The organism is uncultured Shimia sp., from assembly GCF_913054185.1.
Taxonomy (GTDB): domain Bacteria; phylum Pseudomonadota; class Alphaproteobacteria; order Rhodobacterales; family Rhodobacteraceae; genus Shimia.
This window is the reverse complement of record NZ_CAJXIV010000003.1, coordinates 42,604-58,346: the sequence shown is the minus strand read 5'-3', so window position 1 is coordinate 58,346 and position 15,743 is coordinate 42,604. Positions and strand designations below refer to the sequence as shown.

Annotated in this window: 15 protein-coding genes and 1 other RNA gene; 8 read left to right on the top strand and 8 right to left on the bottom strand. The window is 58.6% G+C overall.

The features are described 5' to 3' along the window. Positions 1-76 precede the first annotated feature (76 nt). Both QZ517_RS01330 and QZ517_RS01325 read left to right on the top strand, forming a co-directional pair. On the top strand, positions 77-2,374 hold the full coding sequence (locus tag QZ517_RS01330; RefSeq protein WP_294220834.1) for a xanthine dehydrogenase family protein molybdopterin-binding subunit: 2,298 nt from the start codon (positions 77-79) through the stop codon (positions 2,372-2,374). A gap of 16 nt (positions 2,375-2,390) precedes the next feature. Beyond that, the gene (locus tag QZ517_RS01325; RefSeq protein WP_294220912.1) at positions 2,391-3,419 is read left to right on the top strand and encodes a DUF2235 domain-containing protein; all 1,029 of its coding nucleotides are present in this window, start codon (positions 2,391-2,393) and stop codon (positions 3,417-3,419) included. A gap of 6 nt (positions 3,420-3,425) precedes the next feature. Here QZ517_RS01325 and QZ517_RS01320 read toward each other — a convergent pair whose 3' ends face one another. The 7 genes from QZ517_RS01320 to QZ517_RS01290 form a co-directional block, all read right to left on the bottom strand. After that, the gene (locus tag QZ517_RS01320) at positions 3,426-4,097 is read right to left on the bottom strand and encodes a nitroreductase (RefSeq protein ID WP_294220830.1); all 672 of its coding nucleotides are present in this window, start codon (positions 4,095-4,097) and stop codon (positions 3,426-3,428) included. 18 nt (positions 4,098-4,115) lie between these two features. After that, on the bottom strand, positions 4,116-5,222 hold the full coding sequence (locus QZ517_RS01315; RefSeq protein WP_294220828.1) for a TFIIB-type zinc finger domain-containing protein: 1,107 nt from the start codon (positions 5,220-5,222) through the stop codon (positions 4,116-4,118). 72 nt (positions 5,223-5,294) lie between these two features. After that, positions 5,295-6,434 carry an SPFH domain-containing protein gene (locus QZ517_RS01310; protein ID WP_294220826.1) on the bottom strand — a complete coding sequence of 380 codons (1,140 nt, stop codon included), beginning with the start codon at positions 6,432-6,434 and terminating at the stop codon, positions 5,295-5,297. Positions 6,435-6,470: 36 nt separating this feature from the next. Then, positions 6,471-7,391, bottom strand: a complete 921-nt coding sequence (locus tag QZ517_RS01305) for a DUF2927 domain-containing protein (RefSeq protein WP_294220824.1) — start codon at positions 7,389-7,391, stop codon at positions 6,471-6,473. Beyond that, positions 7,388-8,584, bottom strand: a complete 1,197-nt coding sequence (locus QZ517_RS01300; protein ID WP_294220822.1) for a toxic anion resistance protein — start codon at positions 8,582-8,584, stop codon at positions 7,388-7,390. Before QZ517_RS01300 ends, QZ517_RS01305 begins: the two co-directional genes overlap by 4 nt. Before the next feature lie 34 nt (positions 8,585-8,618). Then, on the bottom strand, positions 8,619-9,497 hold the full coding sequence (locus tag QZ517_RS01295; protein WP_294220820.1) for a 5-bromo-4-chloroindolyl phosphate hydrolysis family protein: 879 nt from the start codon (positions 9,495-9,497) through the stop codon (positions 8,619-8,621). A 198-nt stretch (positions 9,498-9,695) separates the two neighbouring features. Then, positions 9,696-10,574 carry a pseudouridine synthase gene (locus QZ517_RS01290; RefSeq protein WP_294220818.1) on the bottom strand — a complete coding sequence of 293 codons (879 nt, stop codon included), beginning with the start codon at positions 10,572-10,574 and terminating at the stop codon, positions 9,696-9,698. 62 nt (positions 10,575-10,636) lie between these two features. Between QZ517_RS01290 and QZ517_RS01285 the strand changes: the two genes are divergently transcribed. After that, positions 10,637-11,086, top strand: coding sequence for a nucleoside deaminase (locus QZ517_RS01285; RefSeq protein WP_294220816.1), 450 nt, complete (start codon positions 10,637-10,639; stop codon positions 11,084-11,086). Between the two features lie 6 nt (positions 11,087-11,092). Here QZ517_RS01285 and QZ517_RS01280 read toward each other — a convergent pair whose 3' ends face one another. Further along, complete coding sequence (locus tag QZ517_RS01280; RefSeq protein ID WP_294220815.1) at positions 11,093-11,788, bottom strand: metal-dependent hydrolase; 696 nt, start codon at positions 11,786-11,788, stop codon at positions 11,093-11,095. A gap of 151 nt (positions 11,789-11,939) precedes the next feature. Here QZ517_RS01280 and gatC point away from each other — a divergent pair, with 151 nt between their 5' ends. The 5 genes from gatC to rnpB all read left to right on the top strand — a co-directional run bounded on the left by gatC (position 11,940) and on the right by rnpB (position 15,715). Continuing rightward, positions 11,940-12,227, top strand: coding sequence for an Asp-tRNA(Asn)/Glu-tRNA(Gln) amidotransferase subunit GatC (gene gatC, locus QZ517_RS01275; protein WP_294117807.1), 288 nt, complete (start codon positions 11,940-11,942; stop codon positions 12,225-12,227). A 62-nt stretch (positions 12,228-12,289) separates the two neighbouring features. Then, the gene (gatA, locus tag QZ517_RS01270) at positions 12,290-13,777 is read left to right on the top strand and encodes an Asp-tRNA(Asn)/Glu-tRNA(Gln) amidotransferase subunit GatA (protein WP_294220812.1); all 1,488 of its coding nucleotides are present in this window, start codon (positions 12,290-12,292) and stop codon (positions 13,775-13,777) included. A gap of 35 nt (positions 13,778-13,812) precedes the next feature. Beyond that, positions 13,813-14,637 carry a hypothetical protein gene (locus tag QZ517_RS01265; protein ID WP_294220808.1) on the top strand — a complete coding sequence of 275 codons (825 nt, stop codon included), beginning with the start codon at positions 13,813-13,815 and terminating at the stop codon, positions 14,635-14,637. Positions 14,638-14,640: 3 nt separating this feature from the next. Further along, positions 14,641-15,306, top strand: coding sequence for an N-acetylmuramoyl-L-alanine amidase (locus tag QZ517_RS01260; RefSeq protein ID WP_294220805.1), 666 nt, complete (start codon positions 14,641-14,643; stop codon positions 15,304-15,306). A 33-nt stretch (positions 15,307-15,339) separates the two neighbouring features. Further along, positions 15,340-15,715, top strand: an RNA gene (rnpB, locus tag QZ517_RS01255) — RNase P RNA component class A. The last annotated feature ends 28 nt before the right edge of the window (positions 15,716-15,743 follow it).

The following is a 15,743-nucleotide window of genomic DNA, read 5'->3' as shown; positions in this document are numbered from 1 at the left end:
CACAACAGGCTCTGGACACCCCAGACTTGCGCTATAGAGTTGCTCCTCGGAGCGACGCGCAGGGGAGCCAGCAGCCATGGATAAGTTTGGGAAAAGCCAGCCGGTCAAACGGGTTGAAGACACGCGGTTTTTGACCGGCGAAGGCCAATACGTGGACGATATTGCGCCCAAAAATGCGCTGCATGCCTATTTTTTGCGCTCCCCGGTTGCGCATGGCGTTGTGACCGAGCTGGATGTTTCGGACGCGCGTGAGGCGGATGGTGTGGCTTGTGTCTTAACGTTGGCGGACCTGTTGGCAGCGGGGCTTGAGGCCAACTTGCCAGGCACGCAGGTCGACAATCGCGACGGTAGCAAAGGCGCCAAACCGGAGCGTCCTTTGCTTGCGGCAGATCGGGTGCGCTACGTGGGTGAGCCTATTGCTGTGATTATCGCAGAAAGCATGGATCAGGCGCGGGATGCGGCCGAGATGATCCTGTTTGACTATGACGATCTGGATGCGCATTTGGCTTTATCGCGTGGTGGCGAGCAACTGCATGGCGAAGCGCCAGAGAACCTCGCGTTTGATTGGGGGCTGGGTGACGAAGCTGCAACCGAAGCAGCCTTTGACGCGGCGGCGCATGTGGTGAGCCTTGAGATTGGCGACAACCGGGTGATTGTGAACTCCATGGAGCCGCGTGGCGCCTATGCTGAATGGGACGGAGATCGGCTACATCTGGCGAACAACGGCCAGGGTGTTTGGGGGACCAAAAGCAATGTCGCGCGTGTGCTGAAGATGAATGAAGACGACGTGCGCGTGACCAACCCGGACACCGGCGGCGGATTTGGCATGAAGGCGATGATCTATCAGGAGCCGCTGGTTGTGGCTTATGCTGCCAAGATGCTGGGCAAGCCGGTGCGGTGGATTGCGGATCGCACCGAGTCGATGTTGTCAGACAATGCGGGGCGCGACCTGGTGTCGCTGGCGGAACTGGCGTTTGACGAGAACCTCAAGGCCACGGCCTATCGGGTGAAGTCTGTCGCGAATATGGGGGCGTATAACTCGCAGTTTGCCCAGGCGATCCAGACGCAGCTGTTTAGCCGCGTGTTGATGGGCGTTTATGATGTGCAGACCACTTGGCTGCAGGTGGACGGCATTTACACAAACACCACACCTGTGGATGCCTATCGCGGCGCTGGGCGGCCGGAGGCGATTTATGTGCTGGAGCGGTTGATGGATCGGGCAGCGCGGGAGCTGGGCGTAAGCGGATATGAGCTGCGTCGGCGGAACTTCATTCCGAAAGAGGCGTTCCCATATAAGTCGGCCACCGATGAGACCTATGACGTGGGTGACTTTGATCGGGTGCTGAGCCGTGTGGAAGAGTTTGGTGATGTGGCAGGGTTTGCCGCGCGCAAGGCCGCGAGCGCCAAGGCCGGCAAGTTGCGTGGTGCGGGGCTGTGTTACTACATCGAGAGTATTTTGGGCGACCCAAGCGAAAGCGCGCGTGTGGAGTTCAATGAAGATGGCACCGTGTCGATCTATGTGGGCACGCAGTCCAATGGGCAGGGGCACGAGACGGTTTATGCGCAGTTCCTGAGCGATCAGACTGGTATCCCAACCGAGATGATTGAGGTGGTTCAGGGTGACAGTGACCGCATCAAGCAGGGGGGCGGGACCGGGGGCTCGCGGTCCGTGACGGTGCAAAACACCGCCACTTTGGCAACCGTGGAAACGATGGTTAAAGCCTTTGTCCCGTATCTTGCAGAGAAGATGGGCGTGGATGCCGCGGACGTGAGCTTTGATGATGAGCAATTCCGGGCGGAAGGCTCTAACCTACATCCGACTTTCCTTGAAGCCGCCGAGATGGCGCGGACTGATCGGCGCGTAGATTTGATGGTGCATGAAGAGCGCACCACTTTGCCAGCGCGCAGTTTCCCAAATGGGGCGCATTTGGCGGAAGTTGAAGTGGACCCAGAGACCGGACAGGTTTCGTTGGAGAAATACACCGTGGTGGATGATTTTGGCAATCTGATCAATCCGATGCTCGCCGAGGGGCAGGTGCATGGCGGCGTGGCGCAGGGCATTGGTCAGGCGCTGATGGAGCATGTTGTGTTTGATGACGACGGCCAGTTGTTGACGGCGACTTTCATGGATTACGCGATGCCACGCGCCAGTGATGTGCCGATGATTGGGTTCACCACCGAGGCGGTGCCTTCAACCGCCAATGTCATGGGCATGAAAGGCTGTGGCGAGGCGGGCACCGTTGGGGCGATGGCTGCGGCCGCCAACGCTGTGCAGGATGCACTGTGGGACGCAGGTGTGCGCCAGGCGGACATGCCGTTCACGCCACATCGCGTGTGGGAATTGTTGAAAGAGGCCAGAAATACAGCTGCATAGACGCATATCAGAGTGGCTGGCTGGTAAGTTCACCAGCAGCCATACTCCGGCAGGGCCTCGCCGAGGGGTTGTCACACATGTGATCATTTTGGATGGCACTATGTCCTCGCTTGCGCCGGGGCAGGAAACCAACGCCGGGCAAACTTATATGCTTCTGCGTGAGATCGGTGCGGCGGTGTCGGTCTACTATGAGGCTGGGGTGCAATGGCGGTCCTGGCGACAGACCTTGGATGTGCTGATGGGACGCGGTATCAATCGGCAAATTCGGCGGGCGTATGGCTATTTAGCAAGCCGGTATCGGCCCGGAGACAAAATTATCCTGATGGGCTATTCGCGGGGCGCCTTTGCGGTGCGCTCGCTGGCTGGGGTGATTGACCGGGTGGGTCTGCTGAGGGCTGACTGTGCCACAGAACGAAATATTCGTACGGCCTATCGGCACTATGAACTGACACCGGACAGTGCAGCGGCCAAGGCCTTTGCGGTGGCGCATTGTCATGAGGAAACGCAAATCGAGATGGTTGGCGTCTGGGATACGGTGAAGGCGTTAGGCGCACGGGTGCCGGTGTTGTGGCGCATCACCGAGCGGCGTCATGCGTTTCACAATCATCAACTGGCCCCTGTTGTGCAGCACGGGTTTCACGCGTTGGCGCTGGATGAGACGCGGCAGGTGTTTGAACCGGAGCTGTGGCGCTGTCCCGATGACTGGGACGGGCGGGTGGAGCAGGTCTGGTTTCGCGGGGCGCACAGTGATGTGGGCGGACAATTGGTCGGCTTTGACGCGGCGCGGCCGCTGGCCAATGTGTCACTTGTCTGGATGTTGGAGCGGCTGGCAATGTGTGGCGTTGACCTGCCAAGTGGGTGGCGGGACCGGTATGTCACCGATCCGGATGCGCCTATGGTTGGGACCTGGCGGTCGCTGGGCAAGTATTTCCTGTTTCGCTCGCCGCGCCTGGTCTGTGCGGATCGCTCCGAGAGCATTCACCCAACTGCGCTGCCATATGTGAGTTCTGGTGACGTCAAGGGGCAGGTGTTGCAGCGGACCTGAAGCGGCTCAGTCGCGCCAATCGACAAACTCGTCCAGCGCTGCGCGATCCGTACGGAAGGTGTTGATACTGGCGGCGTCATCCGGATGGCCAAAAGAAATGGCAGCCAAGACGTTTCGGTCTTCGGGGATGTCAAAATGTGTGCGGATTGTATCTGAGAAAAGCGACAAGGCGGCTTGTGGGACCGTGCCGATGCCCTGCGCTTTGGCAGAGAGGCAAAAGGCGGTGATGAAGCCGCCGCAATCGAGCACGCCGTAGGGGCCAAGTTCCTTGGGGCAGGTGATCACCGCCACATGTGGTGCGCCAAACAGCGTGTAGTTTTCTCGCATTTGACGGGCGCGGCCTTCTCGGTCCCCACGACCAATGCCCACGGCTTCATAAAGTTGAAAGCCGCAGGTGCGACGGCGTTCAAGATGTGCACCGGTGTAGGTGTCCGGGAAAGGGTAGTCCGGTGCCGCGGCGCCGTTGTCAAAGGCTGTGGCCGTGGCCTCGCGAAAGGCCTCGGTCTGAGAGCCCGAAGTGACAATAACCTTCCAAGGCTGGGCGTTGCACCAAGATGGGGCTCGTCCGGCATCATGTAGGATGTGTGTAATCACATCTTTTGGCACGGGGTCTGATTTGAATGCGCGGCAAGAATGGCGGGTGTGCAGAAGCTCTTGCAGCGTAGCGTGATGAGACATCTCGGATTTCCCCAACAATTATTGGTTTTGGGCAATGATATAGCCAATCACGCCCGCAGCAATAGCGGCAAGCAAAACCGCAAAGGCGATCTTCCATTTCGAGTAGGGGCGTTCCCCTTGCACGCGGCCGGTTTGTCCATTCACAACAAAGCGATAAGACGTGCCGCGATACTTATATGCCGCCATCCAGACCGGCAGCAGTATGTGTTTAAACGTCACGTCGCTAACCGAAGTGGAGATGTTGTGGATGCGCTGGCGGTCGCCGCCGATGTCAAAGGCCACGTCACGACGGATCACGCGATCCATATGGTCGCGGGCCTCGTCATAACCTTGCTCGAGTTCAATGGAGTAGCCTTCGGCTTGAAAGCCTGCGAGGAACTCGGGCGTGTAGGGCTCAAGGGCGGAGAGATCCCAAGGCTGCAGGTTGTCGGTGTATTTCTTTGGCAAGGCTTTGGAGCCAAGCACAAGTATATCGTCAAACCAGCGTTTGACGCGGCCAGACGCAGGCGACCAGCGGATTTTTTGCACCTGCCGTTGCTCGCGTTTGCCATCCACCATGACGGTTTCGGTGACATAATAGATCGTGCCACGTTCACCCATGTAGGAGGATTTGGTATCGGCATCATAGGTCCAATAGGGGACATAGACGCCGTCCATTTTGCGGCCCTTTTTCGCGTACTCCTGCAAGCCATTGGGCGCAAACCAGAGTTTACCCAGCCAATCGTTCATGGCTTGATGTGCGATTTTTTCCGCAATTTGAAACGGCAATACGGCGCGCGGTTTGATCAGGCGGTGGGTACCGGTATCGACCACAACGGGCGTGGCACAGAACGGGCATTCGGTGGCGTGGATGTCGCCTTCAAACACAACATGTGCAGCGCAATTGGGGCAGGAGGTGGTGCGGGCCTCCACCATTTCGGCGGCTGGGAGCTGTTTGGCAAGCGCAGCTTTGAAATCCAGCTCGGCAATTGCCGTTTGTCGGTCGCCTTGCTCAGTGGCTTCTTCGTGCCCGCAGTGATCGCAGATCAGTTTGCCTTCGTTGGGCGCGAAACGGTAGTCCGCGCCGCATTGGGCGCAGGGGAAACGGGTGGTCTCTTTTGGCGCGGGGGGCGGAGTGGCTGACATGAAAGGCTGCTTGCTTTGAAATGGCTTGGGAAGAACAGGTGAAGCCCCGGCTAGAAAGCCGGGGCAAGGGAGTTACGCGCCGGGCGGCGGGGGTGGCAGGATGGTGAAAAGCTGCGCCAGTTCAGCGACGTCTTCGGCGTGTTTCCAGCCATCCTGACCTGCGGTCCAGACGTGGGTTTCGCGGGTGATGTCTCCGCCGGTGGCCATGCGGCCCAGGGCAGCTTTGGAGAAGGGGCCTTTGGTCTGGCCGTTTTCAGCGATGTGCCAAACGTGTTCGACCGGCGGGGGCGGAGGTGGTGCGGCGTTGGTTTGCGGGGCTGGAGCGGCTTGTGGTGTTTGGGCGGCTGGAGCTGCACCCCATGGGCCGGTTTGCGCCATCTGTTGGGCCATTGCCATGCCCATACCCATCCCCATACCAGCGCCCATGCCGGAGTTTGGCGTTTGCGCGGCGGCAGTCATGGCTTCGGCGGCGGAGAACTGGGTGTATTTGCCCAGATCGCCGACAATACCCATGGAGGTACGCTTGTCCATCGCTGCTTCGACCGCGGGCGGGAGAGAGATATTTTCGATGTAGAGTTCCGGGATTGCGAGGCCGTATTCGGCAATGGTGCCGGAGATTTCGGCGGCGACCAGTTTGCCAAGATCGGCAGTGTTTGCAGCCATGTCCAGAACCGGAATGCCGGAACCAGCCACCACGCGGGAGAATTCCTGCACGATGATGTTGCGGATCTGGAAGCTGATCTCGTCCATGGTGAACTCGCCATCGGTGCCAACGATCTCTGTCAGGAAGCGGGCGGGGTCGACCACGCGGATGGCGTAGGTGCCATAGGCGCGCAGGCGCACAGGGCCAAATTCGGGGTCCCGTACCATAATTGGGTTTTTGGTGCCCCACTTCAAGTTGGCAAAGCGGGTGGTGTTGACGTAGTAGATTTCGGACTTAAACGGGCTTTTGAAGCCGTGGTCCCAATGTTGCAACGTGGTCATCACCGGCATGTTGTTGGTCTCAAGCATATAGAGACCGGGCGTGAAGACATCGGCCAGTTGGCCCTCGTGCACAAACACCGCTGCCTGACCTTCGCGTACGGTCAACTTGGCGCCGTATTTGATCTCATGCCCTTCGCGCTCAAACCGGAAAACCAGCGTGTCGCGGGTGTCGTCCACCCAATGGATTACGTCGATAAATTCGCCGGTGAGGAAATCAAAAATACCCATGAGGTGGTCCTTTCAAAAGGCTGGCCGCGGAGGCGCTCAGAAGTTCTGTGCGGTCTGCTCGCGGGCCAGAATGTAAACAATAGGGCGGGCGTCGTCCACGCTCATGCCGATGCTAAGCCGGTCGTCATAGAGCATAGAGAGCAGTTTTTCGTCATGCGTGGTGAGGAGGGCAAACTCCTCGTCGTCGTTGAAGATCGAGGGGCGGGCTTCGGGGCTGTCATTGGCCAAACCAAGCCCCTGCGCGATCTCTTCGTGAAAGCAGGATTTGCGCAAAAGGTCAGGGTGTTCCGCACGTACAAGGGCGACGGCGGACGTGTAAACGTTGGGAGTGCTGTCAGAGGCCAGCGCCACCACGAAGCAATAGATATTGCGTGGTGGATTGGCGAACAGCGCTCGCGTTTTGGGGGAGGCGTTTGGTAACAAACTGTCGAGGCGTCTGTTGACCGTATCGCGGTCGTCCGCGCCCATAACCAACACATGGAAGTTTGCCTTGCCGCTGCTTTGGCGAACGGCGTGGCCGGTTGCGTTTGCCAAACGCGAAACGTAGGCGGCCACAGTTGCACGGTCTTTGGCTCGCTGCTCTTCAGGAACCGAAGGGCCAAATTCGACATTTATCTTTAAGGGCCCATTCCAGCGGCGTAGCTGACCCGCTTGACCAGAGGATCTTTCCAACCCGCCACCGCTATTATACTCATCGTAAAAGGCGATACGTTCAAAATTGCGGGCAAGGATGTCTGGTGTGAAGGGGGTGTCTGGGCCGCCGCCGTCGGTGCGCAGCAATCCGCGCGTCAAAAGGTCAGCCTGAACCTTGCTGTAGTAAGAGCGCAGTGCGGCGCTGGCTTCAGACGGGGGTGCAGGCGTTGGTTTTGCCACCGGCGGCTTGGTGATGCCGCCGGTGTCTTCGCAGGCTGCCAAGGTGATCAGCAGCCCCAAACCTATGCCTGCAAACCGTTTCACGTCGCAGGCACTGCAGTGGCTGTTGTGTCGCCGAGGCCGTCCTTGCGGGCTTTGGCAGAGGCCAATGTGTCGCGCAGTTCAGCTTCCATTTTCTTCATGTCACCCTCCGCGGCGGCACGCTTGGCTTTGCCTTCATCCGCGATCTGCAACGACTCATTGATCGTGGCAATCAGCTCGGCGTTCGCGATTTTTACAGCCTCTATGTCAAACACGCCACGCTCCATCTCGGTGCGCACAGCTCTGTTGGTTTCACGCAGGTTTTTGGCGTTGGCGGTCAGCAGCTCATTGGTCAGATCGTTGGCATCGCGCACAGCGGCGGCGGCCTCGGCGGAGCGTTGGATGGTGACGGCTTGCGCCAATTGGGTTTCCCAGAGTGGCACGGTGTTGACCAACGTCGAGTTGATCTTGGTGACCAGAGATTTGTCGTTTTCCTGAACCAGTCGGATCGACGGCAGCGACTGCATAGTGACCTGACGGGTCAGTTTGAGGTCGTGCACACGGCGTTCCAGGTCATCGCGTGCGGCGCGCAGGTCGCGCAACTCTTGGGCCTTCATAACCTGTGCGTTTTCGTCTGCGGCAGAAACTTCAGCCTCTTTGGCGGGGATGTCATTGGCATCCAGATCGGCAATCTTCGCCTCTCCGGCTGCAATGTAGAGTGCCAGTTCGTCGTAGAATGCGAGGGTTTTCTCGTAAAGCACATCCAGCGATTTGATGTCTTTCAGAAGTTTGTGTTCGTGATCAAGCAGATCGTCGGTGACACGGTCGATCTGATCCTGCACGTCTTCAAAACGGGCGGTGAACTTGGCAAATGGCGCGGCCTTACCAAACAGTTTCTCCCAAAAGCTGCGCTCGCGGCGGATGTCCAATTCGGAGACGGAGAACCCGCGGATGGTGGTGACGATGTCGCGCAGGCTGTCGCCTGCTGGGCCAACATCTTTGTTGCGCACGTCTTGCAGCATGGCTTGCGAAATTGTCTGTAGTTCTGCCTGAGCACCGGAGCCAAAAGACACAATAGAGTTGGTATTGGTCATGTCCAGCTCGGCCATGCGCTTGGTGATCTCGGCAGAAACCGGCGCGTCCGCTTCGGCAAGAGGCACAATGGCGTTGGCCTCAACCGGTTCGGGAAGCGCAACGGTGGCTTCGGTAATTTCCGCCAAGGCTGCTTCGGCTTTTTGTTTTACGATTTCAGACATTTAAATCCACCCTTCCGGTAGGTCACATGTGTTGTCAGCTGTCGCGGCGCAGGCCTTCGCGCTCTAGGCGCTCGCGCAGCACATCAATTTCGATGGTCAGGTCGCCACGATCCTCAAGCAGGAGTTTCTGCGTGCGGGCGGCGAAGTTTTCTTCGAGATCGTCCAGCAGCGCGAGGTAGTCGGCACGGGCCTGCGCGTCCTGGGTTCGGCTGTAGATGTCGGCAAATTTCACGGTCGCGTCTTTGGCGCCCAACAAATAAACGCCGAGGTAGCGACGCGCTGCGGTTAGATCCCGTGGGTCTTCTTCGACCGTGCGAAAGAGGTCGCGGGCGGTGGATTGGAACGCCGCCACACGACGCTCCACATTACGGTCGCCGGCGCGGGCCACGGCATCACTCATGGCGCGCAGGTGCTCTTCGGCTTCTTCCACAGCGCGGGCAACGCGGTCGGTTTGGTGCCGGTTGGTGCCTTCCATGCCTTTGTCTGACATCGGGTCGAGGCCAAAGGCAAAGCTGTGCAATAGGCCGCCAACAACGGCAAAGATACCCGCTCCGACAAGACCATGGCTTGCAAAACCGGCGACAGCGAGGCCGAGCCCCGTGAGTACTGAGCCGAGCAGTTTGCGGGGCAAGGCGGGACGGCGGGCCACTTTGCGCGCGTCGTAGGCCTCTTGTGCAAACATGCCTTCGCGGGTCATCCACGCGGCAAGCAGCAGAGTACCAAGTGCCACCAGATACTGTGCCATCACGATGGGTTCAGATGTGAAGGCCTTCCAGATCAGTGGAAGGGGCGCGATAAAGAGCAGGTTGACCCGGCCCCCAGCGCGGCTGCGCTTAGCATTGCGAAAACCATCCTCTTTGGCAGAGGTCTGTGTGCCACTAGGGCTATATTTCCCACCAAATTTCTGAGCCATCAGCCGCCTCCTGTGAAGGAGACGTAGAAGATCAACAGAACCAACAGGCCGAAGGCCAGCTTCTGCAAACCGGTTGATGACATAATGGCTCCACCCTGCGCTAAGTTATGGAGAAATCTAAGAACTCTACCGCAAGATGGCTAGGGGGAAGTTTTGGTAAAGCGGCGCATTGCCGAGGCAGGGAGCCTGCGCACTTGATTAGTTGCGGCGGCGAATAGGTTTGCGACGCTTTTCTTCGGGCACTGCGCCTTCGAGGCCCAATTGGTCACGCACAACACGACGGCGCACCTCTTCGACTTCGCCGGATTTAAGTTGGCCAAGCTGAAATGGACCATAAGACACACGGATCAGACGGTTCACGGTCAGGTTGATGGCTTCCATGGCACGGCGAATTTCGCGGTTTTTGCCTTCGCGCAAGCCAATGGTCACCCAGGCGTTGGCGCCTTGTTGGCGGTCCAAGGTGATCTCCATCGGCTGAAACCGTTCTCCCTCCGCCACGATGCCTTTGCGCAAGGGCGCAAAAGTCTCTTCCGTTGGGCGACCGTTGATTCGCACGCGATATTTGCGCAGCCACCCTGTGCTTGGCAACTCCAGCTTACGCTTCAAGTCGCCATCGTTGGTGAGCAGCAGGAGGCCTTCGGAATTGAGGTCAAGCCGTCCAATAGTCATCACGCGAGGCAGGTTTTCAGGCAGGTGATCAAAGATGGTCTCGCGGCCCTTTTCGTCGCGGTTTGTCGACACAAGCCCGGTTGGCTTGTGGTAGAGCCAAATGCGTTCCGGATCAGGCTCGCCGATCGGTTTTCCGTCTACGGTGATGCGGTCTTTGGTCGTCACGTTAAGGGCAGGGCTGTCGAGCTTACTCCCGTTTACCGATACGCGCCCTGCTTCGATCATGCGCTCTGCGTCACGGCGTGAGGCTACCCCCGCGCGGGCCAGCACTTTGGCGATGCGATCGCCTTCGCGTTTGGGCGTGTCGGATGCCGGTTTTGCAGCTGCGCTACGCGGCTTGGATGGGCGCGATTTGGGCGCGTTTGGCTTCGCGGATGGGCGACGGGAGGAGGGAGGCTTTTGAGACATGTCCCCGTGTACCTGTGAAACGGGGATTGCGAAAGGGGGCTTGGCAGGGCAAATCATACAACATGACGTTCACAACCCATATGGATCTTGCGCTTGAGGAAGCCGGCGCTGCCGCGACGCGGGGAGAGGTGCCGGTGGGGGCCGTGATTGTCGGGCCGGATGGGGCTGTGCTGGCAACAGCAGGCAACCGGACACGGGAAGACTGCGATCCAACTGGGCACGCGGAAATCCTTGCGATGCGAGAGGCTTGTGCCAAGGTCGGCAGTGAGCGGCTTGTTGGCTGTGATTTGTACGTGACGCTTGAGCCGTGCCCGATGTGTGCCAGCGCAATCAGTCAGGCGCGGATTGCGCGGGTGTACTATGGGGCGTCTGATCCGAAGTCCGGCGGCGTGGCGCAAGGGCCGCGCGTGTTTGCACATCCGCAAAGCCACCACGTACCAGAGATCTATGATGGCCTTGCGGCGGAGGAATGTGAGGCGTTGCTCAAGACGTTTTTTGCGGAGCGTAGGTGACGCCAGCTACAGCTCAATAGCTTGCATCACTTCTGGCTCGATCACGTCCACTCCCGGCAGGCCGGCGGACAGCACGTCCGCGGATTGCGCCAAAATCGGGAAGGTCTTGTAGTGGCAGGGGACTACGGTGTTGAAATTGAAATAGCGTTTGGCGGCATAGGCTGCGCCCGCCATGTCCATAGTGAAATGGCCGCCAGCTGAAAGAATGCCCACGTCGGGTTTGTAGTAGTCTCCCATCCAATCCATGTCGGCCATGATATCTGTGTCACCGGAAAGGTAGATCGTGCGGCCTTCGGCGCGCAGAATATAGCCAACTTCTGAGCCTGCCGCCTTTGGGCCTTCGTCAGAGCCAAATGTTGAACTGTGTGAGGCTGGCACCATAGTCAGGGTCACATCATCGCTGAGATTGACTGTGCCGCCCTTATTGAAACCAACAGTCTCTAGATGCTCGTGTTCATTCCAGTAAGACATCAAATCGTACTGTCCAACGATCGGGCAGGACAGTTTGCGCGCCAATGGCAACATATCGGCGACATGGTCAAAATGCGCGTGGGTCAGGATCAGATGCGTTCCGCCTGCGACTGCGGCCTCGTGTTGGTTTTCGGGCAGGACCGGGTTGCCGGTGAGCCAGGGGTCGATCAGCAACACCAGATCGCCGGTTTCGATGCGAAATGAGCCATGTCCAAGCCAAATCAGTTTCATGTCAAAATCTCCTGTTGAATTGAGGTCAGAGTAACAGCGGCACGGCATTTGGAAAGGGTTTGCCGCAGCGCAAATCCGGCCAAGCGCTTGCACCATAATCCCGTGCACGCTAAAGGCTGAGGGCACGTCCGCAACGAGAGAGTCTTGCCCCATGTCGATTGACGAAAGCACCGCCGCCAAAGTGGCCAAACTGGCCCGTATCAAGGTTGAAGAAGATGCCCTGCCTGCGCTGGCACAGGAATTCAATGCCGTGCTGGGTTTCATTGAGCAACTCAATGAAGTTGACGTGGAGGGTGTGGAGCCAATGGTGTCTGTTACCCCGATGCGTTTGAAACGTCGTGAGGATGTGGTGACTGATGGCGACCAACAGGAGAAAATCCTGAGCAATGCGCCGGATGCGCGTGAAGGCTTTTTTGCCGTTCCCAAAGTGGTGGAGTGATCCGGTCCCGTGCCGTTGATCCCCTGACAATAGAATTTGCCCCATAAAGAGAGGCGCCCGATATGACCGATCTGACCAAACTCACTCTGGCCGAAGCCCGTGATAAGCTGCGCGCTGGTGATGTGACTTCCGTTGAGCTGACCGAAACCTTTCTGAAAGCGATTGATGACGCGGATGCGTTGAACGCCTTTGTGCACAAGACGCCGGAGATTGCGCTGGAGCGTGCCAAAGCGGCGGACGTGCGGATTGCTCAGGGTGATGCACCAGATATGTGTGGTCTGCCAATTGGCATCAAAGACCTGTTCTGCACCAAAGGTGTGCCAAGCCAAGCCGCAAGTGCGATTTTGGAAGGCTTCAAACCAGAGTATGAGAGCACCATCTCGCAGAAGTTGGAAGATTCCGGCGCTGTGATGCTTGGCAAACTCAACATGGACGAGTTTGCGATGGGCTCGTCAAACGAGACTTCGGTTTACGGCAATGCAATCAACCCATGGCGGCGCGGCAATGACGATGCGGCACTGACACCAGGTGGGTCGTCTGGTGGATCTGCCTCGGCAGTGGCCGCGGATCTGTGCCTTGCGGCAACTGGCACGGACACTGGTGGTTCTATCCGCCAGCCAGCGGCGTTCACGGGTATCACCGGTATCAAGCCGACCTATGGCCGGTGTTCTCGTTGGGGTGTGGTGGCCTTTGCTTCCTCGCTCGATCAGGCAGGGCCAATGACCAAAGACGTGCGTGACGCGGCAATCATGCTCGAAGCGATGTGTGGTCACGATGAGAAAGACAGCACCAGTGTTGATCTTGTGGTGCCAAACTTTGAAGCCATGCTAACCGGCGACATTCGCGGTAAGAAGATCGGTATCCCAAAAGAATACCGTATGGACGGCATGCCGGCGGAGATCGAAAAACTCTGGGCAGACGGCACCGAGATGCTGAAAGCGGCGGGGGCGGAGATTGTTGATATCTCCCTGCCGCATACCAAATACGCCCTGCCAGCGTACTACGTGATTGCGCCAGCAGAAGCTTCTTCGAACCTCGCGCGCTATGACGGCGTGCGCTACGGCCACCGCGCCACTCTGGCGGCGGGCGACGGCATCACCGAGATGTATGAAAAAACCCGTGCTGAGGGCTTTGGCCACGAGGTGCAGCGCCGCGTGATGGTGGGCACTTATGTGCTGTCCGCTGGTTTCTACGATGCCTACTACAACCGTGCCCGTCGTGTGCGGACGCTGATCAAGCAAGACTTCGAGAACGTCTTTGCCCAAGGCATTGATGCGATCCTGACGCCTGCGACACCGTCGGCGGCTTTTGGTCTAGGTGAAATGACCGATGCTGACCCGATCCAAATGTACTTGAACGATGTCTTCACCGTGACTGTAAACCTTGCTGGCCTCCCGGGTATTTCGGTACCAACGGGTGTGGATACGCAGGGTCTGCCACTTGGGCTGCAGCTGATTGGCCGTCCTTGGGAAGAGGGCGATTTGCTGAACACCGCCTACGCATTGGAACAGGCTGCAGGTTTTGTGGCCAAACCAGGCAAATGGTGGTAAAGCTGCTGCAAAACTAAGAGCAGTTAAGGCAGATCATGAAACGTAGCATTGGGGCCATTTGTGCGCTGGTAGCGCTTAGCGCGTGCCAGCCGCCTGTACCGGACAGCGCCGCAGGCGTATTTTATGACGAGGTGACGGGGGAGCATCGAAATACCGCGTTGCCTCCGGCCAATGCGGTGTCGCAGGAAACCATTCCGGATGCGCCACAAGTGGCGACGATCCGACCTGCTGCCCCTGCGCAAACAGCCGCTGCCACGCCGCTTATCACTACTACTACGGCCAAGCCGCAGACCGCTGCAGCAACGGCCAGTACCGTGCCATCTGCCAGCACCGTGGCACCTACAAACAATGATGCAGCCAGCATTGCCAGCGAAACCACAGCTGCACTGGCCGCGGCATCAGCAAATTCTGGCGTGCAGCCGCTGGACGCAAGTCCAAGCAATCCTGCGCCGCAGGTGTTTTCCAACCCGGGAATTTCGGACGAAAATGACTTTGCTGCTGTAGATGGCCGTCGCTCTATTGAGGCGGATGCAGCACGGCGCGCGCAAAACAAAGCCAATTATACGGTGATTCAGCCAACTGCGGTGCCGGTGCGCACGGGAGATGTTGGGCCAAATATCGTGGCCTATGCGCTGGAGACGAAACACCCGCGCGGGACCAAGATGTACAGCCGTCTGAAAATTGGCGGTGCGTCTCGGTATGACAAGGCATGCGCCAAATTTTCCAGCGACGAGGCTGCGCAGCGGGCGTTTCTGGAAAAAGGTGGTCCAAAGAAAGACCGCCTTGGCGTTGATCCGGATGGTGACGGCTATGCCTGCAAATGGGATCCCAGCCCGTTCCGTGTGGCGGCCGGCAACTAATCTATGCCCTCAAAAACGGACATTTTGCATCAGCCCTCGCCAAACTTTGGCGAGCGGCGAGATGGCCAACGGCCAGAGCTGATTGTGATCCACTACACGGCCATGGATAGCGCCCAGGCGGCGATTGACTGGCTGTGCAATCCAGAGGCGGAAGTGTCGGCGCACTATGTGATTGCGCCGGACGGGCACGTCACGCAACTGGTGGCGGAAGAGATGCGTGCCTGGCACGCGGGCGTCGGGAGCTGGCAGGGCCAAAGCGATGTAAACTCTCGCAGTATTGGTATTGAGCTCTCCAACAAAGGTGATCATCCGTTTTCGGCCAAGCAAATGGACGCGCTGGAGGTGCTGCTCAGAGGCATCAAGAAGCGCTGGGGCATTGGCCCGGACGGTGTGATTGGTCATTCTGACATGTCTCCGGGCCGCAAAATTGATCCCGGTCCAAAGTTTGATTGGCAACGGTTGGCCCGCCAGGAACTGGCCATTTGGCCGGATCAAGGGAATGCCGATGCGGATTGGGAGAGCTGTGCCAAGAATGTTGGCTATGATCTTGAGAATCCGAATTGTTTTGCCGCATTCCGAGCGCGATTTCGACCGTGGGCGGAGGGGCCGTGTGATGCTGAGGATGCGCGCATTGCAGCGCGGTTGGGGCTGGTTGCACGCAGAGATTGACGCCATTGCACCGAAGCCCTATTGCGGGGACGCGCAGAGAGCTGGATGGCCGTGGGGGCGTAAGCCCGCGAGGAAAGTCCGGACTCCACAAAGCAACGGTGCCGGGTAACGCCCGGCCGGGGAAACCCGAGGGAAAGCGCCACAGAAAACAGACCGCTCTCGCTTGCGAGAGTAAGGGTGAAACGGTGGGGTAAGAGCCCACCGCGCGGCTGGCAACAGCGGCGGCACGGCAAGCCCCACCGGGAGCAATGCCAAATAGGGACCGCGTGTGCGCAAGCACAGGAGCGCTTTGCTCCGAGCAGGTCCGGGTTGGCAGCTTGAGGTGTCTGGTAACAGGCACCCTAGATGAATGGTCATTGAACTGGCTTCGGTCGGGGAACAGAATCCGGCTTATAGGCTCTCTGCGCGTCACCTTCCCATTTTGCGCAAGACAAACA